General features: G+C 73.0%; 21 protein-coding genes and 1 riboswitch. Of the genes, 9 read left to right on the top strand and 12 right to left on the bottom strand.

From position 1 onward, the window contains the following. Positions 1-8: 8 nt before the first annotated feature. Positions 9-494, bottom strand: coding sequence for an Lrp/AsnC family transcriptional regulator (locus GRQ65_RS23385; RefSeq protein ID WP_337191636.1), 486 nt, complete (start codon positions 492-494; stop codon positions 9-11). Positions 495-633: 139 nt separating this feature from the next. On the opposite strand from GRQ65_RS23385, the gene ald reads away from it, so the two are divergent. Further along, positions 634-1758, top strand: a complete 1125-nt coding sequence (gene ald, locus GRQ65_RS10875) for an alanine dehydrogenase (protein WP_160878003.1) — start codon at positions 634-636, stop codon at positions 1756-1758. 258 nt (positions 1759-2016) lie between these two features. After that, positions 2017-3516 (top strand): APC family permease, encoded by a 1500-nt coding sequence (locus tag GRQ65_RS10880; protein ID WP_160878004.1) that lies wholly within the window; start codon positions 2017-2019, stop codon positions 3514-3516. A gap of 96 nt (positions 3517-3612) precedes the next feature. Here the strand turns inward: GRQ65_RS10880 and GRQ65_RS10885 are convergent, their stop codons facing one another. The 4 genes from GRQ65_RS10885 to GRQ65_RS10900 all read right to left on the bottom strand — a co-directional run bounded on the left by GRQ65_RS10885 (position 3613) and on the right by GRQ65_RS10900 (position 8000). Further along, complete coding sequence (locus GRQ65_RS10885) at positions 3613-4395, bottom strand: ATP-binding cassette domain-containing protein (protein WP_160878005.1); 783 nt, start codon at positions 4393-4395, stop codon at positions 3613-3615. Beyond that, entirely contained in the window at positions 4392-5939 is a 1548-nt protein-coding gene (locus GRQ65_RS10890) for an ABC transporter permease subunit (RefSeq protein WP_337191638.1), read from the bottom strand. Before GRQ65_RS10890 ends, GRQ65_RS10885 begins: the two co-directional genes overlap by 4 nt. 77 nt (positions 5940-6016) lie before the next feature. Further along, entirely contained in the window at positions 6017-7369 is a 1353-nt protein-coding gene (locus GRQ65_RS10895) for a threonine/serine exporter family protein (RefSeq protein WP_160878006.1), read from the bottom strand. 25 nt (positions 7370-7394) lie between these two features. After that, positions 7395-8000 carry a TetR family transcriptional regulator gene (locus GRQ65_RS10900; protein ID WP_160878007.1) on the bottom strand — a complete coding sequence of 202 codons (606 nt, stop codon included), beginning with the start codon at positions 7998-8000 and terminating at the stop codon, positions 7395-7397. A gap of 139 nt (positions 8001-8139) precedes the next feature. Between GRQ65_RS10900 and GRQ65_RS10905 the strand changes: the two genes are divergently transcribed. Beyond that, positions 8140-10410: an MMPL family transporter gene (locus GRQ65_RS10905; RefSeq protein ID WP_160878008.1), complete on the top strand. Its 2271-nt coding sequence runs from the start codon at positions 8140-8142 to the stop codon at positions 10408-10410. A 420-nt stretch (positions 10411-10830) separates the two neighbouring features. Here GRQ65_RS10905 and GRQ65_RS10910 read toward each other — a convergent pair whose 3' ends face one another. From GRQ65_RS10910 to GRQ65_RS10930, 4 genes are read right to left on the bottom strand one after another with little or no spacing between them, the layout of a single operon-like run. Continuing rightward, positions 10831-11610 carry a putative protein N(5)-glutamine methyltransferase gene (locus GRQ65_RS10910; protein WP_337191640.1) on the bottom strand — a complete coding sequence of 260 codons (780 nt, stop codon included), beginning with the start codon at positions 11608-11610 and terminating at the stop codon, positions 10831-10833. Beyond that, entirely contained in the window at positions 11591-12016 is a 426-nt protein-coding gene (locus GRQ65_RS10915; protein WP_160878010.1) for a GtrA family protein, read from the bottom strand. Before GRQ65_RS10915 ends, GRQ65_RS10910 begins: the two co-directional genes overlap by 20 nt. Before the next feature lie 10 nt (positions 12017-12026). After that, on the bottom strand, positions 12027-12812 hold the full coding sequence (locus GRQ65_RS24000; protein WP_337191641.1) for a DUF3817 domain-containing protein: 786 nt from the start codon (positions 12810-12812) through the stop codon (positions 12027-12029). Next, positions 12809-13165: a hypothetical protein gene (locus tag GRQ65_RS10930; protein WP_202387959.1), complete on the bottom strand. Its 357-nt coding sequence runs from the start codon at positions 13163-13165 to the stop codon at positions 12809-12811. The genes GRQ65_RS24000 and GRQ65_RS10930 overlap by 4 nt, the downstream gene beginning before the upstream one ends. A 35-nt stretch (positions 13166-13200) precedes the next feature. On the opposite strand from GRQ65_RS10930, the gene GRQ65_RS10935 reads away from it, so the two are divergent. After that, a complete protein-coding gene (locus GRQ65_RS10935) occupies positions 13201-14265 on the top strand; it encodes an MBL fold metallo-hydrolase (protein WP_337191643.1) in 1065 nt (354 codons plus the stop codon). Positions 14266-14408: 143 nt separating this feature from the next. Here GRQ65_RS10935 and GRQ65_RS10940 read toward each other — a convergent pair whose 3' ends face one another. From GRQ65_RS10940 to GRQ65_RS10950, 3 genes are read right to left on the bottom strand one after another with little or no spacing between them, the layout of a single operon-like run. Next, positions 14409-15596 (bottom strand): acyl-CoA dehydrogenase family protein, encoded by a 1188-nt coding sequence (locus tag GRQ65_RS10940; RefSeq protein WP_160878011.1) that lies wholly within the window; start codon positions 15594-15596, stop codon positions 14409-14411. 34 nt (positions 15597-15630) lie between these two features. After that, the gene (locus GRQ65_RS10945) at positions 15631-16104 is read right to left on the bottom strand and encodes a GNAT family N-acetyltransferase (RefSeq protein WP_160878012.1); all 474 of its coding nucleotides are present in this window, start codon (positions 16102-16104) and stop codon (positions 15631-15633) included. 10 nt (positions 16105-16114) lie between these two features. Continuing rightward, on the bottom strand, positions 16115-17044 hold the full coding sequence (locus GRQ65_RS10950; protein ID WP_160878013.1) for an alpha/beta hydrolase: 930 nt from the start codon (positions 17042-17044) through the stop codon (positions 16115-16117). 155 nt (positions 17045-17199) lie between these two features. Continuing rightward, positions 17200-17305, top strand: a riboswitch (TPP riboswitch). Here GRQ65_RS10950 and GRQ65_RS10955 point away from each other — a divergent pair. From GRQ65_RS10955 to GRQ65_RS22735, 5 genes are all read left to right on the top strand, one after another. Beyond that, the gene (locus tag GRQ65_RS10955) at positions 17296-18381 is read left to right on the top strand and encodes a thiamine ABC transporter substrate-binding protein (RefSeq protein WP_160878014.1); all 1086 of its coding nucleotides are present in this window, start codon (positions 17296-17298) and stop codon (positions 18379-18381) included. (Overlaps the previous riboswitch by 10 nt.) A gap of 7 nt (positions 18382-18388) precedes the next feature. Beyond that, complete coding sequence (locus GRQ65_RS10960; protein ID WP_337191646.1) at positions 18389-20020, top strand: ABC transporter permease; 1632 nt, start codon at positions 18389-18391, stop codon at positions 20018-20020. A 16-nt stretch (positions 20021-20036) separates the two neighbouring features. Beyond that, positions 20037-21014: an ABC transporter ATP-binding protein gene (locus GRQ65_RS10965; RefSeq protein ID WP_202387960.1), complete on the top strand. Its 978-nt coding sequence runs from the start codon at positions 20037-20039 to the stop codon at positions 21012-21014. A 9-nt stretch (positions 21015-21023) separates the two neighbouring features. Continuing rightward, positions 21024-22070: a phosphatase PAP2 family protein gene (locus GRQ65_RS10970; RefSeq protein ID WP_337191648.1), complete on the top strand. Its 1047-nt coding sequence runs from the start codon at positions 21024-21026 to the stop codon at positions 22068-22070. 356 nt (positions 22071-22426) lie between these two features. Continuing rightward, complete coding sequence (locus tag GRQ65_RS22735) at positions 22427-23755, top strand: NlpC/P60 family protein (RefSeq protein ID WP_160878015.1); 1329 nt, start codon at positions 22427-22429, stop codon at positions 23753-23755. Positions 23756-23769 lie beyond the last annotated feature (14 nt).

Genomic DNA, 23769 nt, shown 5'->3' on the forward strand with positions numbered 1-23769 from the left:
TCGCGGCGTCAGCCCAGGACGGTGTCGGGGCGGGGCCGCGCGTGCTCGAAGATCAGGTTGGTCTCGGTCATCGCGACGTCGGGCACGGCGCTGAGGTTCTCGACCACGAAGTCGCGCAGCGCGCCCGCGTCGGGCAGCGCGACGTGGACCTGGAAGTCGGTGCGACCGGCCAGGAAGAAGACGCCGAGGACGCCCGGCAGGCCGAGCAGGTAGTCGCGGAACTGCGCGATGCGACCGCGCCCGCTCGCCTGCAGGCTGACCGAGATCATCGCCTCCAGGGGGCGGCCGAGGGCCTCGAGGTCGATCTCGGCGTGCACCCCGCGGATCACCCCGCGCTGGCGCAGGCTGCGCACCCGGGCCAGGCAGGTCGAGGGCGCGACCCCCACCCGCGCGGCCAGCACGTTGTTGGGCAGACGGCCCTCGGCCATCAGCAGCGTGAGGATGCGCCGGTCGGTCGCGTCGACCTGCTGAACGTCGTTCGCCGGATCCGGCACCTTGCCGCCTCCCGTCCTCGATCGTTCGGCAGAGACTCTCTCTGCCGAATCTGGTTCGGCAGCAGTAGCGCCCGCCGAACTCCAGCATGACACTTCACTGAACCACCGAACAGCCACACCCACGAGACCAGGAGTCCAGATGCGCGTCGGCGTGCCGAAGGAAGTCAAGAACCACGAGTACCGCGTGGCCATCACGCCCATCGGCGTGCACGAGCTGGTCGCCCACGGCCACGAGGTCGTGATCCAGGAGGGTGCGGGCGTCGGCTCGCAGATCCTCGACGAGGAGTACGTCGCGGCCGGCGCGAGGATCGTCGCCACCCCCGAGGAGGCGTGGGGCACCGACGGCGGGGTCGACATGGTGCTCAAGGTCAAGGAGCCCGTCGCCGAGGAGTACTCCCGGATGCGCGCGGGGCTCACCCTCTTCACCTACCTCCACCTGGCCGCGGACAAGCCGCTCACCCAGGAGCTGATCGACCGCAAGGTCACCGCCATCGCCTACGAGACCGTGCAGCTGCCCAGCGGCGCGCTGCCGCTGCTCTACCCGATGTCGGAGGTCGCGGGCTGCCTCGCGCCCCAGGTCGGCGCCTACTCGCTGATGAAGGCCCAGGGTGGCCGCGGCGTGCTCATGGGCGGCGTCGGCGGGGTCGCCAACGCCAAGGTCGTCATCATCGGCGCGGGCGTCTCGGGTCAGAACGCCGCCAACATCGCGCTCGGGATGGGTGCCGACGTCACCCTGCTCGACACCGACCTCGACAAGCTGCGGATGTCCTTCTGGCGCTACGACAACCGCGTCCACGGCCTGGCCTCCTCCAAGCTCGCCATCGAGCAGCAGGTCACCGAGGCCGACATGGTCATCGGCGCCGTCCTCATCCCGGGCGCGGCCGCGCCCAAGCTCGTCACCAACGAGCTGGTCTCGCGGATGAAGCCGGGCTCGGTGCTCGTCGACATCGCCATCGACCAGGGTGGCTGCTTCGAGGACTCCCACGCCACCACGCACGCCGACCCGACGTACGAGGTGCACGGCTCGACGTTCTACTGCGTCGCCAACATGCCCGGCGCGGTGCCCAACACCTCGACGTACGCCCTGACCAACGCGACGCTGCCCTACGCCGTCTCGCTCGCCGACAAGGGCTGGACCGAGGCGTGCCGCGCCGACCGCAGCCTCGCCCTGGGGCTCAACACCCACGCCGGCCAGCTCACCAACCTCCCCGTCGGCGAGGCCACCGGCATCGACGCCGTCGACCCGGAGGCCGTCCTCGCCTGAGGTCGCTCGACGTCGGAGTGGTCTCGAGACGGCCGTAGCCGGCCTCCTCAACCACCGTCGGAGTGGTCTCGAGACGGCCGTAGCCGGCCTCCTCAACCACCGTCACGGTGGTTGAGGAGGGACGGAGTCCCGTCTCGAAACCACTCCATCCTCCACACCGTCAAGATGGCCCGTCCGGACCATGGCGTGACCGGTGCGCGTTCTGCGCATCATTGTCCGCAGTGCGCACAGCCGGTGCGCGGGCGGATGGGAGCCGCGATGGCGCAGGGCCAGGTCCACTCGAGCGGCGCCGAGAGTGCCGACAGCCTGAAGAAGGGTGAGCTCGGCTTCGCCGAGGTGCTGTTCCAGGCGCTGACGTCGGCCGCCCCCGGCCTCTCGGTGACCCTCGCCGTGATCGTCGGCGCCTACTTCGCGGGTGGGTCGCTGGTCCTGTCCCTGGTGCTGTCGCTCGTCGGCATCCTGCTCGTCGCGACCTGCATCGGGCAGATGGCGGCCCGCTTCCCGTCGGCCGGCGGCTTCTACACGTTCGTGGCCAACGGCCTGCACCCGGCGGTCGGCACGATGGTGGCCTGGCTCTACCTGATCGTCTGGATCGTCTTCCCCTCGACGCTCTTCCTGCCGTTCGGCAGCTTCACCGCCTCGACGCTGAACAACTGGTTCGGCTGGTCCGAGGAGCCGGTCTGGGTCGTCGCGGCGCTGGCCTGCATCGCCTTCGTCTACTGGCTGGTCTCGCAGGGCGCCAAGCTCAGCACCAACGCCGCGATCGTCCTCGGCGTCATCGAGTTCGCGGTGCTGGGAGCCCTCGCCGTCACCCTGATCGCCAAGGCCGGCTCCCAGAACACCCTGGAGGTGTTCACCCCGCACTTCGCGACGGTCGAGGGCTTCGCCGGGGCCTCGGGGCTCATCGGCGGGATGATCTACGCGATCTACGCCTTCGTCGGCTTCGAGAACGTCGTGCCGCTCACCGAGGAGGCGCGCGACCCGCGCCGCACGGTGCTGCTCGTCTCGCTGCTCTCACCGCTCATCCTGGGCCTGTTCATCATCCTGTGCACCTACGCCGCGACCGTCTACTTCGGCCCCGGCGACTTCTCGTCGTTCCCGGTCTACAACGGCGGCGACGCCTGGATCGGCATCACCAAGGACGTCTGGGGCCTGGGGTGGTACGTCCTGCTCTTCGCGATCCTCAACTCCGCGATCGCCAGCGCGAACGGCGCCACGAACGCCGGGATCCGTCACCTGTTCGCCATGGCCCGCATCGAGCTGCTGCCGGCCGCCCTCGCCCGCAACGACGAGCGCACCGGCACCCCGCTGACCGCGCTCCGGCTCCTCATGGGCGTCTCGGTCGTCCTCACGGTCGTCACCGGGCTGGTGCTCGACGGCGGTCCGCTGCAGGCCTTCGGCTTCCTCGGCACGATCGAGACCTGCGTCGCGATCCTGCTCTACGCCCTGGTCGCCCTCTCCTGCGCGACGTACTTCATGCGTGCCCGGCCCGAGGGCTTCAACCCCCTCCTGCACGTCGTCGTGCCGGTCCTCGCCATCGTCGTCATGGTCCCGGCCCTGATGGCCGCCATCGGCGTCGGCGCCAGCGTCTTCCCCTTCATCTCACCGCTGCCCTCGCCGTTCGACGTCGCGGGCTACATCGCCCTCGGCTGGCTGGTCCTGGGCATCGTCTTCGCCGCCTGGGTCTGGACCGCCCACCCCGAGCGCGCCCGCGCCACCGAGACGGTCTTCATCGACGACGCCCCGCACGGTGGTTGAGGAAGGACGAAGTCCCGTCTCGAGACCACGACCGGCGAAAGTGGTTTCGAGACGGCCGTAGCCGGCCTCCTCAACCACCGGAGCGGGCGTGGGTCGTCAGGAGAGATCCAGCACCCGTCGGAGGAACTGCTTCGTGCGCTCGTGCTGGGGGTCGGTCAGCACCTCGGCGCCCCCGCGCTCCGCGATGACGCCCTCGTCGAGGAACAGCACCTGGTCGGCGACGTCGCGGGCGAAGCGCACCTCGTGGGTGACGATCAGCATCGTCCAGCCGGTGGCGGCGAGGTCGCGGATGACCGCGAGCACCTCGCTGACCAGCTCGGGGTCGAGCGCGGAGGTGGGCTCGTCGAGCAGCACCACCTGCGGCTGCAGGGCCAGCGCGCGGGCGATGCCGACGCGCTGCTGCTGACCGCCGGAGAGCTGCGCGGGGTAGGCGTCCTCACGACCGCCGAGCCCGACCTGCTCCAGCAGCCGCCGGGCGTCGGCGGTGGCCTCGTCGACGCTGCGGCCCTGCACCTGGACCGGCCCCTCGAGCAGGTTGCCCAGCACGGTCTTGTGCGGGAAGAGGTGGTGGGACTGGAAGACCATCCCGCTGCGCGAGCGCAGCGCAGCGACCTCGCGCCGGCGTGCGCCGCGGTCGCGAGCCGGTGCGTCGAAGTCGACCTCCGCGTCGGCGATCCGCACCCGGCCGGCGTCGGGCGTCTCCAGCACGTTGAGCGAGCGGAGCACGGTGGTCTTGCCCGACCCGGACGGCCCGAGCAGGACCGTCGCGGTGCCCTCGCCGGCGCTCAGGTCGACACCGCGCAGCACGTCGGTGCCACTGAAGGCCTTGCGCAGCCCGCGCACCTCGACGAGCGGCGTGGTGGGGTCGTGGTCGCTCACGTCGCGTACCTCTCCAGTCGGTGCTCGAGTCTGCGTTGCGCCACCGACACCAGGAAGCACACGACCCAGTAGTACAGACCGGCGAACAGGTAGAGCGGCAGGAACTGCCCGCTCGGGGCGGCCGCGATCTGCGCCTCGCGGAACAGCTCGGTGACCAGGATCGTCGAGGCGAGCGAGGTGTCCTTGACCAGCGAGAGCAGCGTGTTGCCGAGCGGGGGTACGGCGATCCGCGCGGCCTGGGGGAGAACGATGCGCCGCATGGTCTGGGCGTAGCCCATCCCGATGGTGGTCGCGGCCTCGAACTGCCCGCGCGGGACGGACAGGATCGAGCCGCGGATGATCTCCGCGGCGTACCCGCCGACGTTGAGGCTCAGCGCGATGCACGCCGCGGTGAAGCTCGGGATCCTGATCCCGACCTGCGGCAGCCCGAAGAACACGATGAACAGCTGCACGAGCAGCGGCGTTCCGCGGATGACGGAGATGTAGAGCTGTGCGGGCAGGCGCAGGAACGGGTTGGCCGACATCCGGGCGAGGGCCGCGACCAGCGCGAGCGCCATGCCCACCACGAAGCTGATGACGGTCAGCGGGACGGTGCCGGTGATCAGCCCGCGCAGCATCGGCCAGGCCGTGTCGGCGACCACCTCGGTGGTGTCGCGGGTGTCGGAGCCCTGGAGGTCGGTGACCTCGCCGCCGTCGGGGATCGAGACGTCGGCGCCGAAGTACTTCTCCGAGATGTCGGCGAGGGTGCCGTCCTCGCTCATCGACGCGAGCGCCGCGTCGGCCTGCTGCTGCAGCTGCGGGTCGTCCTGGCGGAAGACGAAGGCCTGCTCGCCGACCTCGTCACCGGCGTTGCCGGCGATCTTGACGTCGTCGTTGCCGGTGGAGGCGAGGTAGTCGAGCACCGCGATGTTGTCGTTGACGATCGCGTCGACCCGGCCCTGCACGAGCAGCTCGGCGGCCTGGGCGAACCCCTCGACCGACTCGACCCGTGCCCCGGCGTCGCGCGCGACCTGGGCCCAGTTGCTGGTCTCGGACTGGGCGGTCGTCTTGCCCTTCAGGTCGGCCAGGCTCGTGATGCTGTCGTCGTCGGCGGCGGTCACGATGACGCCGCGCGAGTAGGTGTAGGGCGTCGAGAACAGGTAGCGCGCCTGGCGCTCGGGGTTGATCGTGACCTGGTTGGCGATCATGTCGACCCGCCCGGAGTCGAGCGCCGCGAAGATCGCGTCGAACGTCGTCTCGGCGAACTGCAGCCGCCACCCGGCCCGCTCCGCGACCGCCCGCACGACGTCGATGTCGTAGCCGGTGAGCTCGCCGGTGTCGGGGTCGGTGAACGTGAACGGCGCGTAGGTGCCCTCGGTGCCGACGCGGACGACCGTCTGCCCGGCCGGTGCCTGGCTCGTCGTCGGCGACGGGCTCGTCGTGGTTGCCGACGCGCCGCTCGCCAGACCCAGCAGGGCCGTCGCGAGCAGGGTGGGCAGGAGCAGCGCGAGCGCGGGCAGTCGGCGTACGGGCGCGCTGACGGCTGGTGGGGTCGGGGGACTCACCCCTCCACGGTTCCCGGCTCCGGCTCCGATAGTCCGCGACGTTCCGTACGCCGCGCCCGCGTGCGGAACGTCGCGGACTATCGGCTCCGCTCCCGCTTGCGCCGTCGTACGCCGCGCAGCGCGCGCCCGGCGTGCGGGCCGACGAGACGCGGGTTGGCGAGACGGCTCTCGAGGCGGTGGGCCTCGCGGCGGATGGGCTGGGCGAGGTACTCGCCGAGGAAGACCCCGGAGCTGAGCGCGATCGCGATGGCCGCGGCCGTCGCCATCGCCAGCAGGGCGAGGCTCGGGTCGCTGCCGAGCAGGGTGAGGCCGCGGTAGATGGTGAGTCCGGGCAGCAGCGGCGTGATGCAGGCGGCGATCACGACGAGGGCCGGCACCCGCACCCGCGCCGAGACGGGGTAGGCGAAGAGGCCGAGCAGCAGCGCCGCGACCGCGGTGGCCCAGGCGGTGGTGAAGCCGCGCTCGGCCGCGACGGCGTAGACGCCGACCGCGGCGCCGGACAGCACGGCGACCGGCAGCAGGGCCCGCACGGGGGAGTACGCCGAGAACGCGTAGGCCGCGGCCGCGATCGCCCCGCCCACGACGGTGGCCGGCAGGTCGGCGAGGGAGAAGTAGCCGGGGTTGACCGGGCCGAGCTGCACGCCGAGCAGGTCGGCGACCTGCAGACCGCCGCTGACCCCGGCGACCACGCCGGCGGTGGCCAGGAACGCCTCCAGCAGGCGCGCGCCGGCGGTGAGCGGGTAGCCGGTGAGCGCGTCCTGGATGGCGCCGAGGAAGTTGACCCCGGCCAGCATGACGATGATCCCGGTGGAGATGACCTGGCTCGGCGAGACGTCGGCGGGGGTGGCGACCACCGCGACCGCGACGAGCGTCGCGAGCAGACCGCCCGCGACCTGCTGGTAGAACGCCGGGAGCCGGCGCCGGTTGAGGTGACGCTGGAGCTGGTCGACGGCGCCGGCGGTGAGGGCGGCGAGGACCACGACGAGTGCGTCGCCGCCCAGCACCATCGCGACCCCGGCGCCCATGCATCCGAGGGCGACGCTCACCGACCACCGGGGCCGGTCGTGGCCCGTCGAGATGATCCGGTTCAGCCGCGACGTCGCCTCGGCCTGGTCGATCCGCTGGTCGACGAGGTCGCGGATCAGGTGGTCGACCAGGGTCAGGTCGCCGTAGTCGACCTCGCGGTAGCGCACCTGGCGCAGCAGGACGACCGGCACCTCGTCGGGCGCGCCCTGCTGGGTCATGGTCAGCTCGGTGAAGGTGACGTCGGCGCTGGTGCCGCGCAGACCGCAGGCGTAGGCGACGTTGCCCATCGCGGCGCTGACGTCGCTGGCGCCCGCGCCGGAGGAGAGCAGCAGCTCGCCGATGCGCAGCGCGAGGTCCATCGCCGAGGTGACGGCGCGGACGTCGCGCGGCTCGGGGGAGGCCATGGGGCCAGCCTGACGGGTGAGGGTGTCATTCGGGGAGGCGGGGCGAGGTGGGCGGCTCGTCGGCCAGGGAGCGGAACAGTGCGCGGGCGCGGGTGACCACGGCCTCGGCGTCGAGCACGATCGTGGCGTCGTTCTCGGGGTCGGCGGCGAGCTCGAGCACGAGGGTCGTGAGCCCGGCCGTCGCGATGCAGTAGGGGTCGGTGCCGGGCCGTCCCAGCCGGGCGCCGATCGCCTCGGCCAGCTCGCGCCGCACGTGCACGAACATCTCGTTGAGCCGCACCTGGAGCGCGTCGGAGGAGGCGACGGCGGCGTCGATCTTGGCCAGCCGCTGCTGGTCGGCCCGCGGTGCCTCGATCAGGCTGATGACGGCGTGACCGAGCGCGACGTCGAGGGGCTCCTCCTCGGGCCGTGCCAGCAGCGCCGCGGAGAGGTGGCCCTGCAGCGCGAGCGGCTCGATGACCAGCTGGTCCTTGGACGGGAAGTAGCGGTAGAGCGTCGAGGTGCCGATCCCGGCGTGCTCGGCGACGTGCTCCATCGTCGTGGCGTCGTAGCCGCGGTCGACGAACAGCTCCAGCGCCGCGTCGAGGATCAGCTCCCGGGTGCGCGCGGCGTTGACCTCCCTCAGCCCCACGACAGCCACCTCATGTGAGCACCCTAACAGTCACTCCCGACGTGGTAGTCACTTCCACTTCGGGGTACCCTTCCACCAGCAGTGCCCATCAGTGCGCGTCCGCACGCGCTCGACGAGACTCGACGAAAGAGGTCACGACATGGCGTGGCACCTGTTCCGCCTCGGCCGCTGGTCGTTCCACCACCGACGGCTCGTCGCCGGCTTCTGGCTGGTCGTGCTCGTCGCCCTCGGCGCCGGCGCGGCCACGCTGTCGGGTCAGACCTCCGACGAGTTCAAGCTGTCGGGCATCGAGTCGACCCAGGCCTTCGACCTGATCGAGCAGCGGGTGCCCTCGGCGGCGCCCGACGGCGCGACCGCGCGCATCGTCTTCGAGGCGCCGGAGGGCTCGACGCTCTCCGACCCGGCGCAGCAGCAGGCGGTGCAGGCGGCGCTCGCCGAGCTCGACTCGCCCGACGTCGCCTCGGTGGTCGACCCTTACACCGGCGGCACGATCTCGCAGAACGGCCGCGTGGGCTACGCGACGGTCAGCTACACCGAGCCGTCGGTCGAGCTCAGCTCCGCCGACACCACCGCGCTCGAGGACGCCAAGCAGTCGGCCGAGGACGCCGGCCTCGGGGTCGCGATCGGCGGCGACGCGCTCCAGGGCGCCTTCCACCCGCCGCTGGCCGAACTCATCGGGATCGCAGTCGCGCTCGTCGTGCTCACGCTGACCTTCGGCTCGCTCGTGGCCGCCGGCATGCCGCTGCTCACCGCGATCCTCGGCGTCGGCGCAGGGATGCTCGGCATCACCCTGCTGACCGGCTTCGTCCAGCTCAACTCGACCACGCCGGCGCTCGGCGCGATGCTCGGTCTCGCGGTCGGCATCGACTACGCGCTGTTCATCATGTCCCGCTACCAGGCCGAGGTCCGGGCGGGCCGCCCGCAGGACGAGGCAGCCGGTGTCGCCGTCGGCACGGCCGGCTCGGCCGTCGTCTTCGCCGGGCTGACCGTCGTGATCGCCCTGGCCGGGCTGTCGATCTGCGGCATCGGGTTCCTGACCCAGATGGGCGTCGCCGGCGCCGCCATGGTCGCGGTCGCCGTGGTCATCGCGCTCACCCTCCTGCCCGCGGTCCTCGGCTTCGCCGGTCGCCGTGCGCTCGGCGGCGGTCGCCTGTCGTTGCAGAAGCCGAGGACGAGCGACGGCGAGGAGGCCCGCCACGCGCGCACCCCCACCGCCGGTCGCCGCTGGGCCGACCTGGTCACCCGCTTCCGCTGGCCCGTGGTCGTCGCCGGCGTCGCGCTCGCCGCGGTCGCCTCGATCCCGGTCGCCTCGATGCAGCTCGCACTGCCCGACGACTCCACCAAGCCGGCCGGCAGCGACGCCCGGGTCGCCTTCGACCTGATCTCGGAGAACTTCGGCCCCGGCGCCAACGGTCCCCTGGTGGTCGTGGTCGACACGGCGGAGGCCGCCGACCCGACGACCGCCGTGCAGGCCGCGCTCGGGGAGCTCACCGAGCTGCAGGGTCGGCCCGACAGCGACATCGCCGCCGTCGTGCCGCCCCAGGCCCCGACCGGCGACGCGGCGGCCGCGGCCGCTGCGCTGCCCGACCCGCAGCTCGCGACGATCACGGTCATCCCCGCCAGCGGCCCGTCCGACGAGGCGACCAAGGACCTCGTCGACACCCTGCGCTCGACGTTCTCCTCGCTGCCCGACGAGACCGGCGCCCGCGCGCTGGTGACGGGTCAGACCGCGGTCGGCGTCGACATCTCCCAGGAGCTGAGCGACGTCTTCCCGCTCTACCTCGTGATCGTGGTCGGGCTGGCCTTCGTGCTGCTGATCGTCGTGTTCCGCTCGCTGCTCGTGCCGCTCAAGGCCGCGCTGGGCTTCCTGCTGTCGGTCGGCATCTCGCTCGGCGCCACGGTGGCGGTCTTCCAGTGGGGCTGGCTCAACGGCCTGCTCGGCCTCGACACCACCTCACCGGTGCTGTTCATCCTGCCGATCCTGCTCACGGGCATCCTCTTCGGCCTGGCGATGGACTACGAGGTCTTCCTCGTGACCCGGATGCGTGAGGCCTACGTGCACGGCTCGCCCGCCCGCCAGGCCGTGGTGCTCGGCTTCGAGCACAGCGCCCGGGTCGTCGTCGCGGCTGCGGTCATCATGGTCGGCGTCTTCGCCGGGTTCGCGTTCACCGACGACGTCATCCTCAAGACGATCGGCTTCGCGCTCGCCGTCGGTGTGCTCGCCGACGCCTTCCTGGTGCGGATGACGATCGTCCCCGCCGTGATGGCGATCGTGGGCGAGAAGATGTGGTGGCTGCCGGGCTGGTTCGACCGCGCCCTGCCGTCGGTCGACGTGGAGGGTGAGACCCTCCTGCGCCGGCTCGGCGAAAGCGACCCGGAGCGCGAGCGCGAGCCCGTCACGGCGGGCTGAGCCGGTGACGTAGGCGACGACCCCTGCGAACGCAGCCACCCCCCACCGGAGCTGCGGCGTCGTAGCGGGGGCCGTCGCCGTCCCCGGGTTCGAACCCGGTTGACACGCGATCCTAGGACGCTCGGCGTGTCAAGGCCACACCGTCACTCCAACCTGTGTACGACGTAAGCGCCGACCCGGCTCTTCGTGCACGTCCGGGAGCGCCGACCCGTCGCGAAGTGCTGCCGGATGTACGCCGACCCGTCGCGAAGTGCTGCCGGATGTACGCCGACCCGGCGCAAAGTGCTGCTGGATTCACGCCGACCCGTCGCAAAGTGCTGCTGGATTCACGCCGACCCGGCGCAAAGTGCTGCTGGATTCGCGCCGACCCGTCGCTTCGTGCACGCGCCCGGACACCGACCCGTCGCCTCGTGCACGCCATCAGGGTCGACGACGAGCCACCACGACGGTGCCGTCCACCTCGTCGTCGGTCACGACCTCGGCCACGAGCCCGGCCGCACGGGCGGCGTCGACGGTGAGCGCGGCCTGGCGCCGGCCGGTCTCGACGACGACCCGGCCGCCGGGAGCGAGCCAGGTCGGGGCCTGCACCAGCAGCCGGCGCTGCACCTCGACGCCGTCGCCGCCTCCGTCGAGGGCGACCCGGTGCTCGTGGTCGCGGGCCTCGCGGGGCATCAGCGCGACCTCCTCGCTCGGGACGTACGGCGTGTTGGCGGCCAGCAGCGCGACCCGGCCGCGCAGGTGCGCGGGGAGCGGGTCGAGCAGGTCGCCCTCCCAGACGTGCGCGGCGGGCAGGTTGGAGCGCGCCACGGAGACGGCGGCCGGGTCGACGTCGACGGCGTGGAGGGCGAGTCCGGGCACCGTCGCGCCGAGGGCGGCGGCGACCGCCCCGGTGCCGCAGCCGACGTCGACCACGACGTCGCCGGCCGCGAGCCCGGCGGCGCCGGTGCGCACCAGCAGCTCGGTGCGCCGACGCGGCACGAACACCCCCGGCGCGACCGCCAGCCGCAGCCCGCAGAACTCCGCCCACCCGAGCACGAGCTCGAGCGGCTCCCCGTCCACCCGGCGTACGACGGCCCGCTCGAGCGCAGCGGGGCCGGGGGCCTCCGCGACCAGGAGCGCGGCCTCCTCCTCGGCGAACACGCACCCCGCCGCGCGCAGCCGCGCGACGAGCGCGGCGAGGTCAGCCGACGAGAGCTCCACGCTCCGCATCCTCGCCGCCACGCGCCCGTGCGGCGAACACGAACCACCGCATCGCGGCGTACATGAACGCGCCCTCGCACGCCCCGGCGGCGAGCCGGGCGAGCTGGTACTGCACGCCGAGCGCGGCCAGCCCGGTGGTCACGCCGAGCAGCACGACGCCGAAGTTGACCGCGACGACGCCGACGTAGCGGACCGTCTCGGGGCCGACCGGGGCGTGCGAGCGGAAGTTGAACCGCTTGTTGAGCACGAAGGCGAGGCTGAACGCGACGGCGTAGCCGATCGTCACCGACAGGGTCAGCGGCACGTCGAGGCGGCCGTGGAGCAGCGAGACCAGCGCGAGGTCGAGCGCGAAGGTGCCGGAGTTGATGACCGCGAACCCGATGAGCGTGGGTGGCAGCCGCAGCACACCACCGAAGCTAGGGCGCCGCGGTGAACTCCCGACGACCCTCGGGCGACGCCGCGGGGGAGACCGCGAGGCGGCCGGTGCGCTGCGCCCAGACCTCGAAGACCACGGTCGCGAACGGCGGGATCGAGCACCCCAGCGCCACGACCGTGACGGGCAGCGACCAGCGCTGCAGGCGCGCGGTCACCAGCGTGAGGGCGACGTAGGCAATGAAGACGGCGCCGTGGATGGGCCCGAAGACCTGGACGCCGACCTCGCCGGACTCGGTGACGTACTTGAAGAACATGCCGATGAGCAGGCCCAACCAGCTCACGGCCTCGAGCAGGGCGACGACGCGGAAGGCGGTCACGATGCGGCGGTGCACGGTGACCATGGTGCCGGGGCCGTGGTCGCGGCCCGGCGCCTGGCGGTGCAGCCAGAGCAGTCCTGTGACCGGGAGCACGAGCGGGACGAAGACGTAGCCGATGCCGAAGTCGGACCACACCGACGGCTCGGGGAACCAGTCGCGCCGCACCAGGCTCAGCACGCCCACCACGACGACGCCGCCGAGCTCGACCCACAGCATCCAGCGGGCGAAGCCGGTGCGCCCGACCGACGCCCGGCGGATCGCGACCCAGCCGAGGGCGTAGGTCACCGCGGCGACGACGGACAGGCCGTAGGCGACCGGCGCGCGGCCGGGGTCGATCGCGAGCTGCACGCCGGAGCGGGCGCCGGCGGCGACGGTGAAGAGTGCGTAGACGAGCAGCAGCACCTGGTGGGGGCCGGAGCGGGTCCCGGGTGCCGCCTGGGGTGTGCTCACAGCGTCCCGACGATCCGCCAGCTCAGCACCGCGACGGCGACCGCCGCGACGCCGATCACGCCGAGCGACCACGGACCCTCGTCGTCGCGCACCGACTGCAGCGCGAGCGGTACGACGCACGGAGTCGCCAGCAGGTAGCCGATGTGAGTGGCCATCGAGTCCGGCTGCACGGAGCCGAGGCTCAGCAGTCCCAGCACGCTGCGCAGCCCGACGAGGAACTCCAGCATCCACGCCAGTGACGCGAGCCACGGCGGGCGCGCGCGCCAGCGGTACGCCGCGTAGCCGGCGACGAGCGCCACGAGCACGGCGTACCCGGTCGCGAACCAGCTGACCTGGTCGAGCACGGCCTCCACGCGACCATCATCCCAAGGCGCCCTACTGTGCACGGGTGAGCACCCCCACGGCGTACGCCGTCTCCCCGGACTCCGGCGAGCACTGGACCACCGAGGGGGCCTGGCCGGTCGCGCCGGGCGTGCACCGGATCCCGCTGCCGCTGCCGATGGACGGGCTCAAGGCGGTCAACGTCTACGCGATCGAGACCGACGACGGCCTGGTGCTCGTCGACGGCGGCTGGGCGATCCCGCAGGCGCGCGAGGTGCTGGAGCGGTCGCTGCGGCTGATCGGCGCGAGGTTCGGCGACATCCGGCGCTTCCTGGTCACCCACGTGCACCGCGACCACTACTCGCTCTCGGTCGTCCTCGGCCGCGAGGTCGGCGCCGACGTGTCGCTCGGCGCGGGCGAGCGCCCGGCGATCGAGGTGATGAGCGACCCGGAGGCGTTCGCGACGAGCCCGTTCGCCGGGGCGCTGCGGGCGGCGGGCGCGCCCGACCTCGCCGAGCAGTGGGAGCGTCACCGCGACACCCCGGACACCTCCTGGTGGGTCGCGCCCGACACCTGGCTCGAGGGCGACCAGGCGATCGCGGTCGGCGCCCGCACCCTCGACGCGGTCGAGACCCCGGGCCACACGCCGGGCCACGTGGTCTTCGCCGACCGCGCCGGCGGGCTGCTCTTCGCCGGCGACCACGTGCTGCCGACCATCACCCCCTCGATCGGCTTCACCGTGCCGCTGCCGGTCGACCCGCTCGGCGACTTCATGGCCTCGCTCACCAAGGTGCGCGCCCTGCCCGACCTGCGGCTGCTGCCCGCCCACGGTCCCGTCGCCGACTCCGTCCACGCCCGCGTCGACGAGCTGCTCGCCTTCCACGAGACCCGCCTCGACGCCTCGCTGGCCGCCCTCGCCTCCGGCCCGCGCACCTGCGCCGAGGTCGCCGGCGACCTCGGCTGGACCCGCCACCAGCACCCGTTCTCCGAACTCGACGTCTTCAGCCGCGGCCTCGCCGCCATGGAGACCCGGGCCCACCTCGAGCTCCTCGTCGCCCGCGGCGCCGCCCGGCGTACGACGCGCCCCGACGGGGTGCTGGAGTTCGAGCCAGTTTCACCGGGTACCCGGTGAAACTCACGCTTCCTGGCTGAAACTTCGTGCGGGAAGCGTGAGTTCCGTGAGGTCAGTGCGTCAGGAGACACCAGTTTCACCGGGTACCCGGTGAAACTCACGCTTCCCGCACGAAACTGGCAACCCGACCCGTGGCGGAGACGTCAGACGAACGCCGACTCGCCGGTGATGGCCCGGCCGACGATGAGGGTGTTGATCTCGCGGGTGCCCTCGTAGGAGTAGATCGCCTCGGCGTCGGCGACGAAACGGCCGACGTGGTGCTCGAGCAGGATGCCGTTGCCGCCGAGGACCTCGCGGGCCCAGCCGACGGTCTCGCGCATCCGGGTGGTGCTGTGGGCCTTGCACAGCGAGGCGTGCTCGTCGCGCAGCTGGCCGGCGTCCTGCAGCTGCGAGGCGCGGGCGTTCATCGCGGTCGAGGCGGTGACGTTGGCGAGCATCTTGACGAGCAGGTCCTGCACGAGCTGGAACGACGCGATCGGGCGGCCGAACTGCTCGCGCGACTTCGTGTAGCGCAGCGCGTGCTCGAAGGCGCCCCGCGCGCAGCCGGCGGCCTGCCAGGCGACGTCCATCCGCGTCACCCGCAGCACGCCGGCGGTGTCGCGGAACGAGTGAGCCTCCTGCAGGCGGTTCTCCTCCGGCACGCGTACGTCGGTCAGCGTGATCTCGGCGTTCTGCACGACGCGCAGGGCGATCTTGTCCTCCTGCTTGGTCGGCACGAACCCCGGCGTGTCCTTCTCGACGACGAATCCCTTGACCTGCCCGTCCTCGACGTCGCGGGCCCAGATGACGGTCAGGTCGGCGAAGGTGGCGTTGCCGATCCACTTCTTGGCGCCGTTGAGCACCCAGGCGTCGCCGTCGCGGCGCGCGGTGGTCGCGAGGCCCTGCGAGATCGCGGAGCCGACCTCCGGCTCGGTCAGCCCGAAGGCCCCGATCAGCTCCATCCGCGCCATCGCCGGCAGCCAGCGCTCGCGCTGCTCGGGCGAGCCGCAGAGCATGATCGAGCCCATCGCCAGCCCACCGTGCACGCCGATGAAGGTGCCGATCGACGGGTCGATGCGCGAGAGCTCCATCGCGACGAGGCCGTTGACCAGCGCCCCGCGCGCGGGACAGCCGGGGCCGTCGTAGGCCAGCCCCGAGATGCCGAGCTCCGCCAGGCCCGGCACCAGCTCGTGGGGGAACGACGCCCGCGTCCAGTGCTCGTTGATCACCGGCTCGACCTCGCGGGTCATGAAGGCCCGCACCCGGCTCAGCAGCTCGCGGTCCTGCTCCTCCAGCAGCAGCTCGAAGCCGAGGAAGTCCGAGAACGGCGTGTCGTCGGGTCCGGCGTCCATCGAGCGCTCCTGTGGGGTCGAGACCGCGGTGAGCTCAGAGGTGCCGGCCCACCTGCGGCGTGCGGCCCTGGACGAGCCGCATCGGAAGGTGCGGTATCCCGTCCTCGAGGAACTCCTCGCCGACGACCTCGAACCCGTGGCCGGCGTACCACTCCGCGAGCGGCGCCTGGGCGTCGAGCACCACGTCGCGACCGGGGCAGATCTGCAGCGCCGCCTCCATCACGGCGTCGGCCAGACCCCGCCCGCGCGCGGTCGGGTGCAGGCACACCCGGCCGATGCGCCACACCGGCTCCTCGAGCAGCTCGTCGAGCACCCGCGCGCAGCCGACGACCGTCTCGTGGTCGTCCTCGAGGAGCAGCACGTGCCGGGTCTCGGGGTCGAGGTCGCGGCCGTCGAGGTCGGGGTAGGGGCACTGCTGCTCGACGACGAAGACGTCCTGGCGCAGCTTCCACAGGCCGTACGCCGCCAGCGGGTCGAGCTGGGCGAACGGCAGCGCGGTCAGTCTCATCGCGGACACCTCATCGCAGGAACTCCAGGGTCTGCCCGAACGCCCGGCGGGCCTCCGGGACGATCGGCAGGATCGGGTAGACGTGGATCAGCCCCGGCTCCTCCACGCTCGTCAGCGCCCACCCGGCCTCGCGGGCTCGCCGGGTCAGCAGCCGGCCGCCGGGGTGCAGCAGGTCGCGGGTGCCGAAGAACATCAGCGCGGGAGGCAAGCCGCTGAGGTCGGCCAGCGCCGGCGAGACCTCCGGGCGCTCCAGGTCGGCCTCCGAGCCGGCCCACCACGCGGCGTACGCGCGGAGCTTCGTGATCGTCAGCCACGGGTCGGTGCGGGCGGCGGCCTCGGTCTCCGGCGTGCTCTCGCCCAGGTCGACCCACGGCGCGATCAGCAGCAGGTGGCTCGGCGAGACCCCCTCGTCGCGCAGCGTCAGCGCGACAGCCAGCGCGAGCCCGCCGCCGGCGCTGTCGCCCGACAACACCACGCCGTCGGGGGAGTCGGCCACCCACCGGGCGGTCAGGTCGACGAGGGCGCGGTGGGAGTCGCGCCAGGTGTGCTCGGGCGCCAGCGGGTAGTCAGGCAGCACCACCCGCGCGCCGAGGCGGGTCGCCAGCCTCGTCGCCCACCGCACGTGGAACGGGTCGATCGGGGACACGAACCCACCGCCGTGCAGGTGCACCAGGGTGCGCCGCGGCGAGCGGCCGCGCGGGGTGACGACGTACGCCGGGAAGCCGGAGCCGCCCGGTCCGGCCAGCTCCTCGCGCACGACGGTGAACCGGCGGTGGAAGAACGGCACCAGGCTCGTCGGCAGCCCGCGCTGCGGCCCCTGCCCCGGCAGCGTGTGGTGGTGCTCCAGCCGCGCCCGCTCCGCCTCCACCGAGTCCAGCTCGCTCGAGCGGCGCAGCCGCGGGATCAGCCGCGCCAGCAGCTCGTGACGACGACTCGGCATGACGGGAGGGTGCCACACCGCTCCGAACGTGGTTTCGAGACGGTTGCTGCGCAACCTCCTCAACCACCGGTCGGGCGGCCGTCGCGTCGGTGGTTGAGGAAGGACGGAGTCCTGTCTCGAAGCCAACTCCCACCGGGCTCCGGGCTAGGGTGGCACCACAACGACAGGGGAGCGCCACGTGGCGCTGAGAGTGCGGAACAGCCGCAGACCCTCGAACCTGCTCCGGTTAGCACCGGCGAAGGGAGTCAGAGATGGGACACGTGTCTGCGCGCGCAGGTGTGGCAGCGGCGGTGCTGGCGGTGGCGACGACGGCGTCGTGCTCGCTGGTCGGCAGCGGCGACGACAGCTCGGCGGGAGGTGACGGCAGCGAGCGCCAGCAGGTCGTGCTGGTCACCCACGACTCGTTCGTGATGAGCGAGGACCTGCAGCGCGAGTTCGAGCAGGAGTCGGGCTACGACCTGAAGATCCAGGCGAGCGGCGACGCCGGCGCGCTGACCAACAAGCTGGTGCTGACCAAGGACGACCCGACCGGCGACGCGGTGTTCGGCATCGACAACACCTTCGGCTCCCGCGCGATCGACGAGGGCGTCCTGGCGCCGTACGACGCGCCGCTGCCCGACGGCGCGGAGACCTACGTCCTGCCCGGCGACGACGGTGCGGACGGGCGCGAGCTCACGCCGGTCGACAACGGCAACGTCTGCGTCAACGTCGACACCGGCTGGTTCGCCGACGAGGGACTGGCCGCCCCGTCCTCGCTCGACGACCTCGCGGACCCGGCGTACGCCGACCTGTTCGTCACCCCCGGCGCGACGACCAGCTCGCCCGGCCTCGCTTTCCTGCTCGCGACCATCGCGGAGTACGGGCAGGACGGTTGGCAGGACTACTGGACCCGGCTGATGGACAACGGCACCCAGCTCACGCAGGGCTGGTCCGACGCCTACGAGGTCGACTTCACCCAGGGCGGCGGCGGGGGCGACCGGCCGATCGTGACGTCCTACGACTCCTCCCCGGCGTTCACCCTCGACGACTCCGGCGGCACGACGACGCAGGCGCTGCTCGACACCTGCTTCCAGCAGGTGGAGTACGCCGGCGTGCTGGCGGGCGCCGAGAACCCCGAGGGAGCGCAGGCGCTGGTCGACTTCATGGTCGGCCGTGACTTCCAGCAGGCGCTGCCCGAGGCGATGTACGTCTTCCCCGTCGACTCCGGCGCCGAGCTGCCGGCCGACTGGGCGACGTTCGCCCAGCGCCCGACCCAGCCCCTCACCGTCGACCCGGCGACCATCGCGGCCGACCGCGAGCAGTGGCTCCAGGAGTGGACGGACATCACCACCCGGTGACAGCACGGTGAGGCGCTACGCGACGCTCGCGGCACTGGCCCTGGGGCCGGTGCTGGTGCTCGCGGTGTTCTTCGTCGTGCCGGTGGTCGGCATGGTCGGTCGCGGCTTCGTGGTCGACGGAGGGCTCGACGTCGGCGGGGTGCTCGAGGTCCTCGGCCGCGAGCGCACCCACCGGGTGCTGTGGTTCACGGTCTGGTCGGCGGCGGTCGCGACGGTGGTGAGCGTGCTGCTCGGGCTGCCGGCGGCGTACGCCCTGCACCGGCTGGCGTTCCCCGGGCGGCGGGTGGTGCGCGCGCTGCTGCTGGTGCCGTTCGTGCTGCCGACGGTCGTCGTCGGGGTGGCGTTCCGGCTGCTGCTCGGCGAGGCCGGGCCGCTCGGCGGGCTCGGTCTCGACGGCACCCCGGTCGCGATCGTCGCGGGACTGGTGTTCTTCAACGTCGCCGTGGTGATCCGCGCCGTCGGGGCGGCCTGGGAGTCGCTCGACGCCCGCCCGGGCGAGGCCGCCGCGGCGCTGGGGGCGAGCCCGGCGCAGGTGTTCCGCACGGTCACGCTGCCCGCGCTGCGCCCGGCGATCGTCTCGGCCGCGAGCGTGGTGTTCCTGTTCTGCGCGACGTCGTACGGCGTGGTGCTGACGCTGGGCGGGCTGCGCTACTCCTCGGTCGAGACCGAGATCTACCTGCTCACCACCCAGCTGCTCGACCTGCGCGCGGCGGCCGCCCTGTCGGTGCTGCAGCTGCTCGCGGTCACCGCGCTGCTCGTGGTCGCGGGGCGGCTGCGGGCGGTGCCCGACCCGACCCTCGCGAGGCAGCTGGCCCGGCCGAGGCGCCCGCGCGGCGCTGACGGCGTGCAGGTGGGGCTGACCCTCCTCGTGCTCGCGCTCGTGGCCGCACCCCTGGTCACGCTGCTCGTCGGCTCGCTGCGCGCCGACGACGCCTGGAGCCTCGACAACTACCGCGCCCTCGACCGGGTCGGGCAGGGCTCGGCGCTGCTCGTGCCGGCCAGCGACGCGCTCGTCACCTCGCTGCGGACCGCGGTCGACGCGACCTGGATGTCCCTGCTCCTCGGCGGGCTGATCGCGGTGGTCGTGAGCCGGCGCTCGGCGACGCGGGGCGAACGCCGTCTGCGCAGCACGCTCGACGGCTTCTTCATGCTCCCGCTGGGGGTCTCGGCGGTGACGCTCGGCTTCGGCTTCCTGCTGACGCTCGGGCGGCCCCCGCTCGCGCTGCTGGACTCGCCGCTGGTGCCGATCGCGCAGGCCCTCGTCGCGCTGCCGCTCGTCGTGCGCACGCTGGTGCCCGTGCTGACCGGGCTCGACGACCGCCAGCGCCAGGCCGCGGCCTCGCTCGGCGCCGGGCCGCTGCGCACGTTCGCGACCGTCGACCTGCCCGCCGTGCGCCGCCCGCTCATCGCTGCCGCCGGGTTCGCCTTCGCCGTCAGCCTGGGGGAGTTCGGCGCGACCAGCTTCCTGGCCCGCAGCGAGCACCCGACGCTGCCGGTCGTCATCTTCCGGCTGATCGGCAGCCCCGAGCCGGAGGCGTTCGGCACCGCCCTGGCCGCCTCGGTGGTGCTGGCCGCCGCGACCGCGGCCGTCGTGCTCGCGGTCGACCGCCTGGGCGGCCGCTCGTTCGGCGCGCTCTGAGGACGAGGAGGATCGCATGGTGCTGGGGATCGAGGACCTCTCGGTGAGCTACGACGGCGTGCCGACCGTGGTGGGCGCGAGCCTCGAGGTGCCGGACGGCCAGGTGCTCGCGGTGCTCGGCCCCTCGGGCTGCGGCAAGTCGACCCTGCTGCGGGCCGTCGCCGGGCTCGAGCCGCCCTCGTCGGGGCGCATCCTCTGGGACGCCGCCGACCTCGCCCGCACGCCGACCCACAAGCGCGGCTTCGCGCTGATGTTCCAGGACGGTCAGCTCTTCGGCCACCTCACCGTCGCCCGCAACGTCGGCTACGCCCTGCGGCTGCGGCGGGTGCGCGACGCCGACGCCCGCGTCGCGGAGCTGCTCGCCCTGGTCGGTCTGGAGGGGTACGCCGACCGGCTGCCCGCCACCCTGTCCGGCGGCGAGCGTCAGCGGGTCGCGCTGGCCCGCTGCCTGGCCGTCCGCCCGCGGCTGCTGCTGCTCGACGAGCCGCTCTCGGCGCTCGACGCCGGGCTGCGCCAGCGGCTCGCCGCCGACCTGCGGACGATCCTCACGGCCGAGGGCACCACCGCCCTGATGGTCACCCACGACCACGAGGAGGCGTTCACCGTCGCCGACCACCTCGCGGTGATGCGGGCCGGCCGCGTGGTGCAGCAGGGCCCGATCGACGAGGTGTGGCGCGCCCCGGCCGACCCCGCCACCGCCGTCTTCCTCGGCTACGCCCAGGTGCTCGAGGGCTCCGCCGCCGCCCGCGTGCGGCCCGGCGCCGACCGGCTGGCCGTGCGGCGCTCGGCGTTCCGCCTCGACGAGGCGGGCCCGCTCGCCGGCACGGTCGCCTCGGTGCGCACCACGCCGGAGCAGGTGCGGCTCGTCGTCGACGTCGACGGGGTCGGCGAGGTCGACGCCGTGGCGCCGCTCGACCGGGTGCCCGCCCCGGGGGCCGGCGTACGCCTGGCCCTCGACGCCACGCGTACGGCGATCCTGGCGCCCACCACCTAGACTGCCGGGGTGTATCGCCGCGCCTGGGTCCTCATGGTGGTGCTCGCCGTGGGGATGGCCGCGTGGGCGCTGATCGAGGCGTGGGTCCTCGGCAAGAGCGTGATCGACCCCGAGGGCAGCTTCCTCGGCCCGTCGTACATCCGCCTGCCGCTGCTCCTGCTCGGGGCGCTGCTGCTCGACCTGGTCCCGGTCTCGATCCTGACCAACCTGCGCACCCCCGGAGCGATCCCGGGCGCGGTGCGCCGCCGGCTGCGCAAGCACTGGACGAAGGAGCGGTGGACCCTCGTCGCCTCGGGGATCATCAGCTTCTACGTGGTCTACGTGACCTACCGCAACATCAAGTCCTTCCTGCCGTTCATGATCGACACGAAGTACGACCGTGAGCTGCACCTGCTCGACAAGGCGCTGCTGTTCGGCCACGAGCCCGCCACCGTGCTGCACTCCGTGCTCGGCACCAGCTTCTCGGCGCACATCCTGAGCTACGTCTACCTGTGGTTCCTGCCGATGGTGCCGCTCGTCGTGACGGCCTGGGTGGTGTGGTCGCGCAACCTGTCCTACGGCTACTGGTTCGTGACCTCGCAGTGCCTGGCGTGGACCTTCGGCACGATCTCCTACTACCTGCTGCCCACCCTGGGCCCGGGCTTCGAGTACCCCCAGCTCTACGTCGACGTCGCCGCCACCCCGTCGCTGCAGCTGATGGACTCCCTCGCGTTCACCCGCGGCGAGGTCATGGCCGGCACCGTCGGCGGAGCCGTGCAGTCGGTCGCCGGGTTCGCCAGCCTGCACACCGCGATCACCCTGCTGGTCGCCCTGATGGTGCAGTACACGATCCGCAACCGGTGGCTGCGCATCGCGGTCTGGATCAACTTCGGCATCACCGTGATCGCCACGCTCTACTTCGGCTGGCACTACATCGCCGACGACGTCGCCGGGGCCCTCATCGCCCTCGCGTCGTTCTACCTCGGCGGGCGTGCGAGCGGTCAGAAGTTCCGCCGCGGCGGGCTCACGTCGTACCCCACCACGACCACGTCGCAGGTGCCGGTCCTCAAGGACTGAACCCGCTCGACCGCTACACCATCGGGTCGGGTCAAGGCGACACGCCGACGGATCTGAGAAAGATCCTCGAATCGGTTGACGTGCTGTGAAACCTGTCTACGGTTGATGCTTGTGCGCTGCATGTGACTGAAGTGGTCTCTGGGAAGAGGGATCGCTCCGGGCCGCTGCAGCGCGCGCCGAGACCGGTCTGGGGAAGAGCCCGGTCGAGACCTGCACTGGAGTCCGCCGTGCGCTCAACCGCGCGCTGGCACAGGTGCGCCGTGGGGACGGCGTTCGTGTGTGCCGCAGTCCTGTCCGTCCCCGCCGCTCAGGCCGCCCGAGCCGACGGGGAGCCACCGCCCGTCTCGCAGCGTCAGGTGAGCGCCGCGGAGGCGGCCGTCGGGGCGGCCGCCGACGACGTCGCCGGGGTGCAGGCCCAGCTCGCGACCGCCCAGGCGTCCTACGACGACGCGCAGGTCGCCGCCGCGAAGGCCGCCGAGGAGCTCAACGGCGCCACCTACCGCGCCGATCAGGCCGCCGCGGCCCACGCCTCGGCGCAGGCCGCCGCGGTCGCGGCGCAGGACACGCTGGCCGGCCAGCGCACGGCGTACGCCGACGCGGTCGTCTCGGCGTACCAGATGTCACCGCAGCTCAGCGCCCTCGGCGCGATCAGCGACGCCGACGGCGTCACCGAGGTCGTCGAGCGCACCGAGGCGCTGCGCAACGCCGAGGGGTCGCTGCAGGACCGGTTCCGCGCCTACGACGCGGCCTCCGCCGAGGCCGACGCCGCCGCGACCCGGGCCGCCGCCACCCTCGCCGACGCCGCCGCGGCCCAGCAGGCCGCCGAGGCCTCGCGCGACCAGGCCCGTGAGGCCGCCCGCGCGGCTCGCGAGGTCGCGTCGTCGTACGCCGCCGAGCGCTCCCGCCTCGTCGCCCACCTCGCCCGCCTCCAGGGCGTCAGCGCCCGGCTCGCCGCCACCCGCCAGGACCAGCTCGAGCAGGCCGCCGCCGAGGCCGCGGCGCAGGCGGCGGCCCAGGCCGCCGCGCAGCAGGCCGCTGAACAGGCCGCTCAGGAGGCCGCCGAGGAGGCCGCTCAGGAGGCCGCTCAGCAGGCGAGCCCCACCCCGGCGCCCGCGACCTCCAGCCCGACGGACTCGGTGACCTCGGCGCCGATCCTCGAGCCCACCCCGACCCCGACCCACACCCCGACCCACACCCCGACCCACACGGCGACGCCGACCCCGACCGAGACGTCGACCCCGACGCCCACCCCGACTCCCACCCCGACCCCCACCCCCACAGTGCCGACCGAGACCGCGGCACCGACGACGCCGCCGCCGGCGTCGAGCGGCGCCCAGGCGGCCATCGCCTTCGCGCGGGCGCAGATCGGCGAGCCCTACCGCTACGGCGCGGCCGGGCCGTCGTCGTGGGACTGCTCCGGGCTCACCATGCAGGCCTGGGCCGCCGCCGGGGTCTCGCTGCCGCACTACTCCGGCGCGCAGTACGCCGACTCGGCCAAGGTCACGCTCGACGACCTGCAGCCCGGCGACCTGCTGTTCTGGGGCTCCGGACCGTCCTCGATCTACCACGTCGCGCTCTACGTCGGCGACGGCAGGATGATCCACGCGCCGCGGCCGGGGCGCTCGGTCGAGGAGGTCTCGATGTACTACTGGATCGCGCCGACGATGTTCGCCCGGCCCCAGTAGGCGCCCCAACGTCG

The sequence above is a fragment of the Nocardioides flavescens genome (assembly GCF_009823805.1).
Taxonomy (GTDB): Bacteria; Actinomycetota; Actinomycetes; order Propionibacteriales; family Nocardioidaceae; genus Nocardioides; species Nocardioides flavescens.

Bases quoted from the DNA above. Each gene is read 5' to 3' on its own strand.
- GRQ65_RS10940 (WP_160878011.1), bottom strand. From the start codon at position 15,596: ATGGACGCCGGACCCGACGACACGCCGTTCTCGGACTTCCTCGGCTTC.
- GRQ65_RS10895 (WP_160878006.1), bottom strand. From the start codon at position 7,369: ATGGCCTCCCCCGAGCCGCGCGACGTCCGCGCCGTCACCTCGGCGATG.
- GRQ65_RS10880 (WP_160878004.1), top strand. From the start codon at position 2,017: ATGGCGCAGGGCCAGGTCCACTCGAGCGGCGCCGAGAGTGCCGACAGC.
- ald (WP_160878003.1), top strand. From the start codon at position 634: ATGCGCGTCGGCGTGCCGAAGGAAGTCAAGAACCACGAGTACCGCGTG.
- GRQ65_RS10965 (WP_202387960.1), top strand. From the start codon at position 20,037: ATGGTGCTGGGGATCGAGGACCTCTCGGTGAGCTACGACGGCGTGCCG.
- GRQ65_RS10955 (WP_160878014.1), top strand. From the start codon at position 17,296: ATGGGACACGTGTCTGCGCGCGCAGGTGTGGCAGCGGCGGTGCTGGCG.
- GRQ65_RS10905 (WP_160878008.1), top strand. From the start codon at position 8,140: ATGGCGTGGCACCTGTTCCGCCTCGGCCGCTGGTCGTTCCACCACCGA.
- GRQ65_RS10950 (WP_160878013.1), bottom strand. From the start codon at position 17,044: ATGCCGAGTCGTCGTCACGAGCTGCTGGCGCGGCTGATCCCGCGGCTG.
- GRQ65_RS10945 (WP_160878012.1), bottom strand. From the start codon at position 16,104: ATGAGACTGACCGCGCTGCCGTTCGCCCAGCTCGACCCGCTGGCGGCG.